Raw genomic sequence first — 12,993 nt, 5'->3', positions numbered from 1 at the left:
TGGGTCAGTTGGGCACGAGGCCGGCGAAGCCCATGAAGGCCATGGACAGAAGCCCGGCGGAGAGGAAGGCGATGGGCGGCCCGGCAAACGGCGCCGGAACGGAAAGCTGCGCGAGTTTCTCCCGCATGCCGGCGAACATCGCGAGCACGAGGGTAAAGCCAAGCGCGGAACCGAAGCCGTAAAGCAGGCTTTCCGCGAAATTGTGTTCTTCCTGGATGTTCAGCAGGGCCACGCCCAGAACGGCACAGTTGGTGGTGATCAGCGGCAGGTAGATGCCCAGCGCGCGGTAAAGGCCCGGCGACACCTTGCGCATCACGGTTTCGGTGAACTGCACGATGGCCGCGATCACCAAGATGAAGCTGAGGATGCGCAGGAAGCCCAGGTCGAGCGGAACGAGGATCAGCGTCTCGATCACCCAGCTTGCCGCGGCCGCAAGGGTCAGGACGAAGGTCGTGGCCAGCCCCATGCCGATGGCCGCGTCGATCTTGCGGGAGACGCCCATGAACGGGCAGAGGCCGAGAAACTTGACCAGAACCACGTTGTTCACCAGCGCCGTGCCAAGCAGGATCATGAAGAACTCTGACATGTGCGGGCTCCTTCGCCTTTGCGCGTCCGCCGGAACAGAACGGGGCGCGTTCAGCGCCGCCCGGCGGGAGGGAGAGATGTTTGCCATTGTCGAAGCAAGAACTGTGCCATGCTGCGGTGCAAGGCGGTCGGACAGCCGGCGCAGCCTTAGGGGCGCCTGTCTAGTCTGCTGCGCCTGCACGGTTTGTCTGCGTTGTGTCGTTCCCGTCATCGCGTGCCCTGTCGCCGCGGGTAACGCTCGGTTTGCTATGTTGGAAAACCGACATTTGTCAGACAGCCCCGTCGCAACGTCGCGTGGGCTGCGACATCGCCGCTTTCTTGATGGCGTGAAAACCGTTGCCCGACCTGCCGCCCCTTTGCTGCGGTGCGGCGGCGGCGGTTGGCATGGTGATTGCTTCGTGTAGCGTGTACGCGAAGTAAGAAGGAGCGCCGGAAGTGTCGTCAGAAGCCCCCGCCATGCCCCAGGCAGGACGTGCTCGCCCCGGGTCTCATGGACCCGAAGCGGTTGCGGACCGTGTCACATGGGTTGGTGCCCTCGATCCGGATTTGCGCACTTTCGACATCATTCTGAAAACGGCAAATGGCACGACCTACAACTCCTATGCCGTGCGCGGCAGCGAGGGCGTGGCGATCATCGACACCGTCAAGCAGGAATTCACCGTGGATTTCCTGGCGAAGGTTGAGGCTGTCGCCGGCTATGACGAGATTACCACGCTGGTTCTGAACCATCTGGAGCCTGACCACACCGGCGCGGTGCCGGAATTTCTGCGCCGTGCGCCGCATGTCGAAATCTGCGTCTCGCCCCGCGGGCTTCAGGTGCTCAAGGCGCTGTTGAAGGACAGGTTCGACGACTACAAGGTAACCGTCGTGCGCACCGGCGATACGGTGTCATTGGGTGACCGGACGCTGCGGTTCCTGACCACGCCCTATGTGCACTGGCCCGACACGCAATGCACCTATCTGGAAGAGCAGAACCTGCTGTTCACCTGCGATCTGCTGGGCTGTCACTATTGCGACGGGCGGCTCTTCAACGACAAGGTGGGTGATTTCCGGTTCTCGTTCGACTACTATTTCGACCACATCATGCGCCCCTTCAAACGCTATGTGGGGGAGGCGCTGGACCTGATCGAACCGCTGAATATCGACATGATCGCCCCGGGGCACGGCCCCGTTCTGCGCGCCCATCCCCGCGACTACATCACCCAGTATCGCCGGCTCATCACCAAGCGGTTGGCCAGCGAAACCGGCGATCTGAAGACGCTGCTGATCTTCTACGTCTCCGCCTATGGTGCGACGGCCCAGATGGCCGAGGCGATCACCGAGGGCGCGGCCGAAAGCGACGATGTGCGCGTTTCGCTGTTCGATATCCAGGGCGGCGATGTCACCCCCTTCATCGACCTGATCGAAGAGGCCGACGGGTTGGTCCTTGGAACGCCCACGATCAACGGCGACGCGGTGCGTGTCATTTGGGACATGTTGTCGAGCCTTGTCGACATCGAGACCAAGGGTAAGCTTGGCGCCGCGTTCGGGTCCTATGGCTGGACCGGTGAGGCGGTGAACATGGTCGAGGGACGGATGCAGGGGCTGAAGATGCGGGTGCCGGAAAAGGGCCTGCGCATCAAGATGCATCCCACGACGGACGAACTGGAAGAATGCCGCGACTTCGGCCGACGACTGGCCGCCCATCTGGCCGGCCGCCCGATGGAGCGGGAAATCGACATGAGCGCCCTGCTTGGGGGCTGAGCAGAAAGGAGACCCAATGGCCACGGCAAAACTGACCTTCGCCGATGTCGCATTGACGGTGAACGTGCCCTCTGGCACGCGGATCATCGAAATATCCGAAAAGATCGGCTCCGGCATCACCTATGGCTGCCGCGAAGGCGAATGCGGCACCTGCATCACACGGATCGTCGAGGGAATGGAAAACCTCTCGCAACCCTCTGCGTTGGAAGAGCGTGTGCTCAAGGACAACATGGCCGGCCATGACGACCGGCTGGCCTGCCAGTGTCAGGTGCTCGGCGGCACCGTGAAGGTCCGCCCGGGCTGAGACAGATGACCGGCGTGAACTGAATTCGAACACCAAATACCCGAAAGAAAGGACCAAGACCCATGGCCATGATGATCAATGCCGACATGTGCACCGCCTGCGGCGATTGCGAATCCGTTTGCCCCACCGGGGCGATCATTCCCAGCAAGGGCGTCTTCACGATCGTTGCGGACAAATGCACCGAATGCGAGCCGGACCACGACATGCCGCAATGCCTGAATTCCTGCATGGAAGACGGCTGCATCGTTCCGGCCGAGTGACCGGATAGCCGATGTCGGACGAACGCGATACCTGCCTGTCCCCGGCCGATCCTGGCGAGGGGCGCGCGCTTCGCCAGAAGCTGCGCGTGGCGGATGTCGACGAGGCGGTCGTTCGGCTGGAAGCGAACCGAATGGCGGGCTGCGCGCATTGCGCGGCCCGTGCCGGCTGTGGAACCGGGGCGCTGGCCGAGATGGCCGGAGGCGGCCTGCTTGAAATCGCGCTGCCGCGAACCGGTGCCGTCGCGCCCGGCGATGAGGTCATCGTATCGTTCTCGGGCAATGCCTTCCTCGGCGCGGCGGGGCTTGCCTATCTTTTGCCGCCTGCGGCGCTGGTTCTGGCGGCGGGACTGTTCTCGGCCCTCGGCCTGTCCGATCTGGTCGTCGCCCTGTCTTGTATCCCGGTTCTGGCGCTTTCCTTCCTTCCCCTTCGCCTTGCGGATCGCCGTGGGCGCATCGCGGCTGCCATGCGCATCGAAGAGGTGGTCCCGGCGCATCCCCGGGGCGGTGCATGACAGAACGACGGCCGAAGCTTGTTGCCCTCGGCCTTGTTCTGGTTTGCGTTCTGGCGGTGCTTTGGGCCGCGCGCGCATCCCGGCAGGACCGGGTTCATCGCGAAACGCTTTACGTGTTCGGAACCCTCGTCGAGGTCGAAATCCGCGGTGAGGACACCGACCGCGCACAGGCAGCAACCGCCGCAGTCGGTCGCCTGCTGCAATCCCTGCACGAAGACTGGCACGCGTGGCGGCCCGGGCTGCTTGGCGATCTCAACACCGCGATTGCCGAAGGCCGTGGGCTGACCGTCGACGACCGGTTGGCCGGGGTGCTGCGCGACGGGCGCCGGCTGTCCTGCGAAAGCGGGGGGCTTTTCGATCCGGCGATTGGCGGGCTGATCGGGCTATGGGGGTTCCATGCCGACACCCCGCCTACGGGCGCGCCGCCGTCCGCCGACCGGGTCGCCGCGCTGGTCGCCGCGCGGCCGCGGATGACCGATCTGCGCATCGATGGCGCCCGGATATCTTCCACCAACCCGGCGGTGCAACTTGACCTTGGCGGCTTTGCCAAGGGGGCGGCGCTGGACCTTGCGGCCGCCGAGTTGCAGGCCATGGGTATCGAAAACGCGGTTCTGAACGCCGGTGGCGATGTCAATGTGCTGGGTACCCATGGGGACCGCCCCTGGCGCGTTGCCATTCGCGACCCGTTTGTCTGGGGGGCCGTCGCCGCGATAGCGCTGCGGCCGGGCGAGGTTCTGTATACCTCGGGCAATTATGAGCGCTATTTCGAGCATGAGGGCGAGCGCTTTGCCCATATCATCGACCCGCGAACAGGCTATCCCGTTCGCGAAATCGTGTCGGTCTCGGTGCTCGATACGAACGGGGCCCGGGCGGATGCCGCGGCTACGGCGCTCAGCGTGGCGGGCACGCAAGGCTGGGCCGAGGTCGCGGTGGCAATGGGGGTGCAGGGGGTTCTGATGATCACCGACTCCGGTGCCCTTCTGGCGACGCCCCAGATGATGCAGCGGCTGGAACCCGTTGGCGATGCGTTTCCAGCCCCCGTCGAGGTCGTGCCCTTGCCGGCCGGGGTGCCGGCGCCGTCCTGCGGGGAGTAGCACCCGCATGTCCGGCCCCGGCGCGCCCTGGGGTCAGGTGTCAGACGGGCAGGATCGTGGTTGACTTGATCGCTTCCATCGACAGCAGGGCGCTGACATTGAAGATGCGAACATCCCCGATCAGCGATTGATAGAAGCTGTCATAGGCTTCGGCATCCGGCACGCAGATCTTCAGGATATAGTCGATCTCTCCGGCCAGTCGGTGCGCTTCCATCACCTCTGGCCGTTCGCGCACCGCGTGCAGGAAACGTTCCTGCCATTCCGTGTCATGTTCGGAGGTGCGGATCAGGACAAAGAAACAGGTGGACCGGTTCAGAGCCTTGGGGTCGACGATGACCGTCTGCCGCCGGATCACGCCGGCCTCGCGCATCTTTCGGATACGGTTCCAGACCGGGGTCTTGGACGAGCCCACCTTCTTTGCGATCTCGTCCAGAGACTGGCTCGCATCCGCCTGAAGCTCGGCCAAGATACGCCGGTCCAGCGCATCAAGGCGCGGTCCGGCATCGTTGCGGGGCATAAGCATGTCCTTTGCTCTCGTCTTTGAAATGCCTTTCTGCTTATATTCCAGATCGGGTGGGGGCAGCGCAAGCGAAAAAATGTCTCGCTCAAGTCAGTTTTGCCGCAGCCCATTTTTAAAACAAGATCGAGCTCAGGAAATCCTTCAAATGGGCGTCGCGCCGCCTATGGCGGTGGTCACGCGGTCGGCGGCATGTCGCACCTTTGCGCCGATGCCGTCGGCTTGCTGCAACGAGACGCGGAAGGCCGGGCCGGAAACTGACAGACCGGCAATCGGTTCCCCATGGGCGTTGAAGATCGGCGCAGCAATGCAGCGCATGCCGTCGGCGCGTTCCTGATCGTCGATGGCAAAGCCGCGGTCCCGGGTGCGGGCCAGGTCCTCCCTCAGATCGCCCTCGCTTGTGATCGAGCAGTCGGTGAAGCCGGGCAAGCCCTTGTCCGCCACGATGGCGGAAATCCGCGGCTCCGGGTAATGGGCCAGAAGTGCCTTGCCGATGCCGGAGACATGCATCGGGCTGCGCGTACCAGGGGGAAAGAAGGCGCGGATCGCCTCATGCGTTTCGACCTGCGTCAGGAACAGAACCTCGTCACGGTTCTCGATCCCCAGATTGGCGGTCTCTCCGGTGGCGCGCATCAAGTCCTGCATCGCTTCGCGCGAACGTTCGGTCACATTCGTGCGGCGCAGGAAGCCGGAGCCGATCCGGAACGCGCCGGGCCCGACCTGCCAGCGCTGCGTGCCGTCCTCGAACTCGACAATCCCGTGGCCCTGCAGCGTCACCAGAACCCGGTAGACCGTCGCCGTGCTTTGGTCGGTCCGCTCTGCCAGTTCGGTCAGGGTCAGGCCGGTGGTTTCGCTCAGCGCCGCCAGAAGGCCCATCGCCCGGTCGAGTGAGCGGACGGTGTTCTGGTCGGTCTTGTCGTGGAAGGCGCGCGGGCGTCCGCGGGGTCGGGCTGGGGGCATCCGGGGGCCTCTTTTCCTGTCATCGGCAATCCGTGAAAGCCAATTTCACCATATGAAATAATCTTTCCCTTTGAAAAACAAGCTCCTGCACCGATTTTTCGCTGGACGGAAGTATTTTTCAAAAAAATTGCGTGGCGGCGGCCTCTCGCGATAGAGGTGTCGGCCAACGGAGGAGGAGCAAGCCCATGTCCGACCAGAATCCCGTGTTCATCCCGGGCCCGACCAACATTCCCGAGGCGATCCGAAAAGCCTGCGACATCCCCACGATGGACCACCGGTCCGCGGCCTTCCCGCCGATTTTCGAGGCCGCCAAGTCGGGCGTGAAACAGGTGATCGGCATGACCGAGGGGGAGGTGGTGATCTTTCCGGCCTCCGGAACCGGCGGTTGGGAAGCCTCTGTCACCAACACGCTCAGCCCCGGCGACAAGGTGCTTGCGGCGCGTCATGGCATGTTTTCGCAGAAATGGATCGACCTGTGCCAGCGCCATGGACTGGACGTGCAGGTGATAGAAGCCCCTTGGGGATCAGGTGTGCCGGTGGAGGTGTTCGCGCAGACGCTGGCCGCGGATACGGGCCACGCGATCAAGGCGGTTCTGGTCACCCATAACGAAACCGCCACGGGTGTGACCTCGGATGTGGGGGCAGTTCGCGCCGCGATGAACGCGGCGAAGCACCCGGCGCTTCTGATGGTGGACGGGGTCAGTTCCATCGGCTCGCTCGATTTCCGGATGGACGAGTGGGGCGTCGACCTGGCCGTTGCAGGCTCGCAGAAGGGGTTCATGCTGCCGGCCGGCTTGGCGATCGTCGGGATCAGCCCCAAGGCGCTGGCGGCGATGGAGACCGGGGGCCTGCCGCGCTGCTTCTTCGATTTCCGCGACATGCTGACGGGCATCTATCCCTATACGCCCGCGGTCGGTCTGTTGAACGGATTGGCGAAATCGGTCGACATGCTGCTGGACGAGGGCATGGACAACGTGCGCGCACGCCATCACCGCATCGCCGAGGGCGTGCGCCAGGCGGTGGCCGCATGGGGGCTCTCCCCTTGCGCGGTCTCGCCCGCGCTCTACTCTGATACGGTGACGGCGATCATGTTGCCCGAGGGCATCGACGGAAACGCCCTTTGCCAGCATGCCGCCGATGCCTATGGCGTCGCCTACGGCGCGGGGCTTGGCGCGGTTGCGGGCAAGGTGTTCCGCATCGGCCATCTGGGAATGATGACCGACGTAATGGCGCTTGCCGGGATCGCCACGGCGGAAATGGCGATGGCCGATATGGGCGTCGATGTGACGCTCGGCAGCGGGGTTGCCGCGGCGCAGGATTATTATCGCAAGAACAAGCCCGCCCATGTCCGGGCGGCGGCCTGAAGGGAGGACGGCCATGAGAGACGAAGTGGCAATGTTTATTCCGACCTATGACGATGTCGTGGCAGCGCACCAGCGGGCGGCACCTTATATTCACCGCACGCCGGTCCTGACCTCGACCTTCCTGAACGACCTGACCGGGGCAGAGTTGTTCTTCAAATGCGAGAACTTCCAGAAGGCCGGGGCATTCAAGGTACGTGGCGCGTGCAACGCGGTCTTCGGTCTGGATGACGAGACCGCGAAGAAGGGCGTGGCGACCCATTCGTCCGGCAACCATGCGCTGTCGTTGTCCTACGCGGCGGGACGCCGGGGCATTCCCTGTCATGTGGTGATGCCGCGCACCGCGCCACAGGCCAAGAAGGATGCCGTGCGCGGCTATGGCGGGATCATCACGGAATGTGAGCCCTCGACCAGTTCGCGAGAGTCGGTGTTCGCCGAGGTGCAGGCCGAAACCGGCGCAGAGTTCGTCCATCCCTATAACGACCCGCGGGTGATCGCGGGGCAGGGAACCTGTTCGCGTGAGTTGAACGAGCAGGTGCCGGGGTTGGACGCGGTGATCGCGCCCATCGGCGGCGGCGGCATGGTCTCTGGAACCTGTCTGACCCTCTCCAACATCGCGCCGGAGACGAAGATCTATGCCGCCGAACCCGAACAGGCGGACGATGCCTATCGCAGTTTCAAGGCGGGGCACATCATCGCCGATGATGCGCCCGAAACGGTGGCCGACGGCCTGAAGGTGCCGCTGAAGGACCTGACCTGGCATTTCGTGTCCAACCACGTGACCGACATCCTGACGGCGAGCGAGGACGAAATCGTCGACGCGATGAAGCTGATCTGGAAGCGGATGAAGATCGTGATGGAACCGAGCAGCGCGGTGCCGCTGGCCACCATCCTGAAAAACAAGGAGATCTTTGCGGGCAAGCGGGTCGGTGTCGTGATCACCGGCGGCAATGTCGATCTCGACAACCTGCCATGGATCAAGGGGTAAGGGCCGCCACGCCCGAACCGCACAAGACCTGAAAGCGACGGCAGCGCGCCACGGCGCGCGCCATTGGGACAAGAGATCAAGGGAGAGTTCCTATGAAGGACGTGACCGATTTCGACGGGTTCGAGGTGGGCTATGACATCCCCGCCGTGCCCGGCATGGACGAGGCCGACATTCAGACCCCGTGCCTTGTGCTGGACCTCGACGCGCTGGAGCGCAACATCAAGAAGATGGGCGACTGGTGCAAGGAACACGGCATGCGCCACCGGGTGCATGGCAAGATGCACAAGTCGGTGGACGTGGCGAAACTGCAGGAAAGCCTTGGCGGGGCCTGCGGTGTCTGCTGCCAGAAGGTCAGCGAGGCCGAGGTGTTCGCTCGCGGCGGCATCAAGGACGTGCTGGTCTCCAACCAGGTGCGCGACCCGGCCAAGATCGACCGGCTGGCCCGCCTGCCGAAGCTGGGGGCACGCGCGCTGTGTTGTGTCGATGACATCGCCAATGTGTCGGACCTTTCGGCGGCGGCTGAGAAACACGGGACCGAGATCGAATGCCTGGTCGAGATCGACTGCGGCGCGGGACGCTGCGGCGTGACCACGACCGAGGACGTGGTGAAGATCGCCAAGGCCATCGACGCCGCGCCGGGGCTGAAATTCGCCGGCATCCAGGCCTATCAGGGCGCGATGCAGCACATGGACAAGTACGAGGACCGCAAGGCCAAGATCGACATCGCGGTCGCGATGGTGAAAGACGCGGTCGAGGGGCTGAAGGCCGAGGGTCTGGAATGCGACATCGTCGGTGGTGGCGGCACGGGCAGCTATTACTTCGAGGGTACCTCGGGCGTTTATAACGAGCTTCAGTGTGGCTCCTACGCGTTCATGGATGCCGATTACGGCCGTATCCTCGACAAGGACGGCAACCGGATCGACCATGGCGAGTGGGAAAACGCGCTGTTCCTGCTGACCAGCGTGATGAGCCACGCCAAGGCCGACAAGGCGATCTGCGATGCCGGGCTGAAGGCGCAGTCGGTCGATAGCGGTCTGCCCTTCATCTTTGGCCGCGATGACGTGAAATACATCAAATGCTCGGACGAGCACGGGGTGATCGAAGACCCCGACGGTCATCTGAAGGTTGGCGAAAAGCTGAAACTGGTGCCCGGCCATTGCGACCCGACCTGCAACGTGCACGACTGGTATGTCGGTGTGCGGAACGGCAAGGTCGAATCCGTCTGGCCCGTTTCGGCCCGCGGCAAGGCGTATTGAGCGGGGCCGCCCAATGGGCGGCGGCCTTCTGCGTGACATGACGCCAACAAGAACACAGGGCGCGCGGGCGCGATCCCGGCGCCCTTTTCCATGAACTGTGAGGAGGGGCAGGGATGTTCATCGTTCCCGAGAAGGAGATTGCCGGGCTGATCTCGGCAGAAGAAAGTTTCGACGCGGTCGAGGCGGTGTTCGCAGCGATGGCGGCGGGTGATGCCTACAACTTCCCCGTTGTGCGCGAGGCGATCGGGCACGAAGACGCGCTTTACGGCTTCAAGGGCGGGTTCGACCGGTCGGGGCTGGTCTTGGGCGTCAAGGCCGGGGGTTACTGGCCGAACAACCTTGAACGCCGGGGCATCATCAACCACCAGTCGACGGTGTTCCTGTTCGACCCCGATACCGGCCGGGTGGAGGCCATGGTGGGCGGCAACCTTCTGACCGCGCTGCGGACGGCGGCGGCCTCGTCCGTGTCGATCAAGCATCTGGCGCGCCCCGATGCCAAGGTGCTGGGCATGGTGGGTGCCGGGCACCAGTCGCATTTCCAGTTGCGCGCGGCCGTGCGCCAACGCGATTTCGAAAAGGTCGTGGCCTGGAACTATCACCCAGAGATGCTGCCAAAGCTGGGGGAAACGGCGGCAGAACTTGGTTTGCCGTTCGAGACCGTCTCGCTGGAACAGTTGGGCGCGCAGGCGGATGTGATCATCACCATCACCTCGGCCTTCTCGCCCTCGTTGATGGACGCGCATGTGAAACCCGGCACCCATATCGCCTGCATGGGCACCGACACCAAAGGCAAGCAGGAGGTCGAGGCCGCACTGGTGGCCCGCGCGACCGTTTTCACCGACGAGATCGCGCAGTCGATCAGCATCGGTGAGGCGCAGCACGCGGTTGGCGCGGGGCTGAAAGCCGAAGGCGACATCACCCAGATCGGGGAGGTCATCAACGGAACCCATCCGGGGCGGTCGTCGGACGAGGACGTGACCCTGTTCGACGGGACCGGCGTCGGCCTTCAGGATCTTGCCGTTGCGGCCAGGGCCGTCGATCTGGCGCGCGAAAAGGGCATTGCCGTCGAGGTCGAGGTATAACGCTCAGGCCGGGGCGGGTGTCGCCCCGGCTTCTCCGCTACCGCGTCAGGCCCGCGTAAAGCTGCGGCAGGCGTTCTGGCAGACGTTCCACATGGTCGAGGATCAGGTAGTTCCGCTGCCCGAAGATCTGCGCCACATACTGGTCGGCCCGCGGGTCGAGCGTCAGGCAGAACGGGATCACGCCCTGTTTCTGAACCTCCACCACGGCCGCGCGGGCGTCCTGGCGCAGGTATTGCGGGTCGCGCTCGTCAATATCGGATGGTGCCCCGTCGGTCAGGACCAGCATCAGCTTCTTGTTGGCGGTCACCTTGGCCAGATGCGCGCCCGCATGACGGATCGCCGCGCCCATCCGGGTGGACAACTGCCCCTGCATGGCCGCAAGGCGCGCTTTCGGCATTTCGTCCCAGCGCTGGTCGAAATCCTTGTAGCGCTGATAGAACACGTTGTGCCGCCCGTCGGAACAGAAGCCGTGCAGCGCAAAGCTGTCGCCGACCTTGTGGATCGCCTCGGCCAGCAGAACCGTGGCGGCCTTGGTCAGGTCCAGCACGGTTTCATCGCGCCCCGCGACCTGATCATTGGTCGACTCCGACAGGTCGAGAAGGGTCATCACCGCGATATCGCGCACCTTGCGCACGGATCGCATCATGATCCGCGGGTCGGGCTGATAGCCCATGCGGATATCCACCATCGCCTGTAGCGCGGCGTTGATGTCGATCTCGTCGCCATCTTCCAGCTTTCGGATGCGCTGGACGCCCTGCGGCTGCATCGCGTCCAGCAGGTGGCGCATCCGCTGGGTCAGTTTGCGGTTCTCGGTCAGGATCGCGTCGATCTCGGTCGGGTCGCCCAGCTTCGGGCGCTTTTCCATCACCGTGGCCCAGGCCGGGCGGTGCATCTGGATCTTGTAGTCGAACTCGTCATAGGGAACAGGGGGCGAGGTCGGTTCCTTGCCCTCTTTCTCGTTGAAGGACAGGCCGTCATCGTCGAACAACTCGTGCTCTGACACCCAGATTTCCTGCGCGTCGTCCCCGGCCGTCTCGACCTCGACCTCGTTCACCATTTCCGAGACGGAGACGTATTTGCGGACCTGCGGTTCGGGGGCGAAGCCCTTCTCCCAGTCGATCTCCTCGAACTCCCAGATATAGCGGTTGTCGTCGCGATAGGGCGCGCCTTGCCCGTCGCGATAGGCCGAGAATGGCTTGGCCCGTAACTGATGGGCCAGTTGCAGACCTAGGTCGCGCGACATGGCGGCATCAGACAGATCGGCCTTGGCGAATTCGGTGCGTGCCCAATCGACGATGGGGTCGTCGATCTCGGCCTCCGGGTCCAGCAACCCAAGGGCGATGCGGTCGAATTGCGCGCCCATGCCGCCATCGCTGGCGGGGGCGTGGAACTTCCGCCACAGATCGCGCAGGCGGGGGAACTGGGCAATAGCCAGCGCCTCGACCCGCGCATCCTCGATCAGGCCGACGCAGGACTGTTGCAGGGCGTTCAACTCGTCACCCGGAATGGCCGCGGTGGTTTCGGCCACATGGGCCGCGGCATGGGCGGCGGCGGCGCGGTAGAGATCGAGCCCCGGCAGGCCGTTCCAGTCGTCATAGGCATCGGGCAGGTGCAGGAAGAATTCGGCGATGAAGGGGCGGGCGCCCTCCCGACTTTCGAAATCGCCCGCCGTGGGGCGCATCAGGAAATCCCGGCCCCAGAGCGCGCGCAGATACATACCGATCCGCCGGTGGATATCGACGAACAGCGTGCCCTTGCGCTCATTCTGCAGGATTGCCTTCGACTCCGCGCTCTCAAGACTGAAATAGCGGGTCAGTTCCTCGTAATTCGTGCGATGGGCCTGCGCGCCCCAGTTGGCCCAGCGGCGCAGCCCGCCAAGCGTCAGAACGTCCAGCAACTCTTCCAGATGTTCCAGCATGGGGCGCAGGCCCCGCGGCGCTTGGGCCAGCATCTGGTTCAAAAGCTGGATATAGGCGCGGAAAAGGTCGGGGTCGGACAGGCGGCGCGAGGCGACCGGCGCGGTCGCGATCACGCGTTCGATAACGGCGCCCGAGGTGCGGGAGGCAAAGCCAAGACAGGCCTGCGCCAGATCGGGAATGATGTCTTCGCCCAGATCGCGGGCAAGTGTCGGCACCACCTCGATCCATGTCCGCACGATGTGGTCGCCCCGGCCCATATGCGCCAGCGCGACGGCGCCCTTCAGCCAGTTGTCGATGCCGCGGGGGCTGAGCACCCGGATCGCATCGGGCCAGCATTGTTCCAGAATGGCACGCTGCGCCTCGTCCAACTCGTCGGTCAACTCGGCGTGGTCTTCAAGGGCGAGGGCCATGC

13 protein-coding genes are annotated in these 12,993 nt (G+C 64.2%); 9 read left to right on the top strand and 4 right to left on the bottom strand.

The annotated features are described in order from the left end of the window. Nucleotides 1-4: 4 nt before the first annotated feature. A complete protein-coding gene (gene rsxA, locus RGUI_RS09505; protein WP_081532837.1) occupies nt 5-586 on the bottom strand; it encodes an electron transport complex subunit RsxA in 582 nt (193 codons plus the stop codon). A gap of 455 nt (nt 587-1,041) precedes the next feature. Between rsxA and RGUI_RS09500 the strand changes: the two genes are divergently transcribed. The 5 genes from RGUI_RS09500 to RGUI_RS09480 all read left to right on the top strand — a co-directional run bounded on the left by RGUI_RS09500 (nt 1,042) and on the right by RGUI_RS09480 (nt 4,498). Continuing rightward, nucleotides 1,042-2,328, top strand: a complete 1,287-nt coding sequence (locus RGUI_RS09500; protein WP_081532836.1) for an FprA family A-type flavoprotein — start codon at nt 1,042-1,044, stop codon at nt 2,326-2,328. A 16-nt stretch (nt 2,329-2,344) separates the two neighbouring features. After that, nucleotides 2,345-2,632: a 2Fe-2S iron-sulfur cluster-binding protein gene (locus RGUI_RS09495; protein WP_081532835.1), complete on the top strand. Its 288-nt coding sequence runs from the start codon at nt 2,345-2,347 to the stop codon at nt 2,630-2,632. 62 nt (nt 2,633-2,694) lie between these two features. Next, on the top strand, nt 2,695-2,892 hold the full coding sequence (locus RGUI_RS09490; protein ID WP_081532834.1) for a 4Fe-4S binding protein: 198 nt from the start codon (nt 2,695-2,697) through the stop codon (nt 2,890-2,892). Between the two features lie 11 nt (nt 2,893-2,903). Then, nucleotides 2,904-3,404, top strand: a complete 501-nt coding sequence (locus RGUI_RS09485; protein ID WP_081532833.1) for a SoxR reducing system RseC family protein — start codon at nt 2,904-2,906, stop codon at nt 3,402-3,404. Next, nucleotides 3,401-4,498, top strand: coding sequence for an FAD:protein FMN transferase (locus RGUI_RS09480; protein ID WP_081532832.1), 1,098 nt, complete (start codon nt 3,401-3,403; stop codon nt 4,496-4,498). The genes RGUI_RS09485 and RGUI_RS09480 overlap by 4 nt, the downstream gene beginning before the upstream one ends. A 40-nt stretch (nt 4,499-4,538) precedes the next feature. Here RGUI_RS09480 and RGUI_RS09475 read toward each other — a convergent pair whose 3' ends face one another. Both RGUI_RS09475 and bhcR read right to left on the bottom strand, forming a co-directional pair. Further along, nucleotides 4,539-5,015 carry an Lrp/AsnC family transcriptional regulator gene (locus RGUI_RS09475; RefSeq protein WP_081532831.1) on the bottom strand — a complete coding sequence of 159 codons (477 nt, stop codon included), beginning with the start codon at nt 5,013-5,015 and terminating at the stop codon, nt 4,539-4,541. Between the two features lie 144 nt (nt 5,016-5,159). After that, nucleotides 5,160-5,975, bottom strand: coding sequence for an HTH-type transcriptional regulator BhcR (gene bhcR, locus RGUI_RS09470; RefSeq protein WP_081532830.1), 816 nt, complete (start codon nt 5,973-5,975; stop codon nt 5,160-5,162). 185 nt (nt 5,976-6,160) lie between these two features. On the opposite strand from bhcR, the gene bhcA reads away from it, so the two are divergent. From bhcA to bhcD, 4 genes are all read left to right on the top strand, one after another. Continuing rightward, entirely contained in the window at nt 6,161-7,339 is a 1,179-nt protein-coding gene (gene bhcA / locus RGUI_RS09465) for an L-aspartate--glyoxylate aminotransferase BhcA (RefSeq protein ID WP_081532829.1), read from the top strand. Nucleotides 7,340-7,352: 13 nt separating this feature from the next. Next, on the top strand, nt 7,353-8,324 hold the full coding sequence (bhcB, locus tag RGUI_RS09460) for a beta-hydroxyaspartate dehydratase BhcB (RefSeq protein WP_081532828.1): 972 nt from the start codon (nt 7,353-7,355) through the stop codon (nt 8,322-8,324). 92 nt (nt 8,325-8,416) lie between these two features. Next, nucleotides 8,417-9,580, top strand: a complete 1,164-nt coding sequence (gene bhcC, locus RGUI_RS09455) for a 3-hydroxy-D-aspartate aldolase BhcC (RefSeq protein WP_081532827.1) — start codon at nt 8,417-8,419, stop codon at nt 9,578-9,580. A gap of 113 nt (nt 9,581-9,693) precedes the next feature. Further along, complete coding sequence (gene bhcD / locus RGUI_RS09450; protein WP_081532826.1) at nt 9,694-10,662, top strand: iminosuccinate reductase BhcD; 969 nt, start codon at nt 9,694-9,696, stop codon at nt 10,660-10,662. Between the two features lie 37 nt (nt 10,663-10,699). Here the strand turns inward: bhcD and RGUI_RS09445 are convergent, their stop codons facing one another. Next, nucleotides 10,700-12,991, bottom strand: a complete 2,292-nt coding sequence (locus RGUI_RS09445; protein WP_081532825.1) for a nitric oxide reductase activation protein NorD — start codon at nt 12,989-12,991, stop codon at nt 10,700-10,702. Nucleotides 12,992-12,993: the final 2 nt, after the last annotated feature.

Source organism: Rhodovulum sp. P5 (assembly GCF_002079305.1).
Lineage (GTDB): Bacteria > Pseudomonadota > Alphaproteobacteria > Rhodobacterales > Rhodobacteraceae > Rhodovulum.
This window is presented reverse-complemented; position numbering and strand designations above follow the sequence as displayed.